We start from the raw sequence: 1,368 nt of genomic DNA, 5'->3' as shown, positions 1-1,368 counted from the left end.
CGGCGGCGGGCGACCGGCCCCGGGGCCGGTCCCGGCACGGCGGCCCCGCCCCGTCCCGCCCCGCCCCATCCCGTCCCGCCCCGTCCCGTCCCGGGGCCGCTCCACCCGGTTGCGCCGAACGATGACCGGGCTGGGCCGAAAGCGCTGATTCCAGCACAAAAGGTGACTGACACGTCATCAGATCGTCCCAACGGGCGCTCCTTCTCGGCAGTCTCTGATCTCATCTGCGGATATTTGCGTACATTCGCCTGATTTTTTGTGTTGTCCGCCCAGCTGTGCCCGTGCACGCGCACGGTCGCGAGAGGAGACGCCGGATGGCCCCGGTGAGGTCGTTGCTCGGCGCTCGGTTCCGGACGGTGATGCGCGGCGTGCTCGCGCTGCTGTGCCTGGTCCCCCAGGGCGGACTGGCGCTCGCCGCCGCCCCTCCCGCCTACGGCCCGCAGGGCCTGCCCCGGGAGCAGCGGGCCCTGACCGCGTGCACACCGACCGGCAGCTTCACCAACTGCACCCGCGTCACCTACAGCGGCGGCGACCAGACCTTCACCGTGCCGGCCGGCGTGACCGCCGTCTATGCCCGGGTGTTCGGCGCCGGCGGCGCGGGCTCCCCCCGCGCCTACTACACCGGCCAGTACGGCGGCGGCGGTGGCGGCTACACCACCGGCACCCTCGCGGTGACGCCCGGTCAGTCGCTGACACTGACCGTCGGCCAGGGCGGCCGGATGAACAGCACCACCTCCACGTACGGCGGCGGCGGCGCCGGCGGTCAGGGCTTCACCGCCGTCGGCGGAGGCGGTGCGACAGGCGGCAGCGGCGGCGGCATGAGCGCCGTGTGGAACGGTGCCTACGGCACCAACCCGCTGGTCGTGGCCGGCGGTGGCGGCGGATCCTCCCCCGGCGCCGACGCGACCACCCCGGCGGCGGGCGGCGGCGGTGGCAGCAACGGCGGCCAGGACAACCAGCCCGCGGCCTCCGGCCGGGGCGGCACCCAGAGCGCGGGTGGCGCCGCCGCCACCCAGACGGCGTGCGCGGCCGCCACCGCCGGGAGCCAGTACCAGGGCGGCCGCGGCGCCGCCAGCCCGCAGAACGAGGGTGGCGGCGGAGGCGGCGGCGGCTACTACGGCGGTGGCGGCGGCGCCTGCCAGCGCGGCGGCACGCTCGACGCCAACGGCATGGGCGGCGGCGGCTCCGGCTACAACCGGGGCACCGGCGTCACCAACACCCAGACCTCCAACGGCACCAACAGCAGCGGCAACGGCGTCGGCGGCACCTCGGGCGGCCGCAGCGACGCCCAGTACACCAGCGGAATCGGCGACGGCGGCGGCTACAGCGACGGCGGCAACGGCGAGATCGTCCTCGAATGGGTCACCC

Annotated in this window: 1 protein-coding gene; it reads left to right on the top strand. The window is 75.7% G+C overall.

Going from position 1 to position 1,368, the window contains the following annotated elements:
- Positions 1–314: 314 nt before the first annotated feature.
- Positions 315–1,368: glycine-rich protein (locus tag VR45_RS47745; RefSeq protein WP_045945165.1), on the top strand; the 1,054-nt coding region annotated here is incomplete at its 3' end.

Origin of the sequence: Streptomyces sp. NRRL S-495 (assembly GCF_000966955.1) — a bacterium.
Lineage (GTDB): Bacteria > Actinomycetota > Actinomycetes > Streptomycetales > Streptomycetaceae > Kitasatospora > Kitasatospora purpeofusca.
The sequence above is the reverse complement of the archived record's forward strand: the minus strand, read 5'-3'. Positions and strand labels throughout refer to the sequence as shown.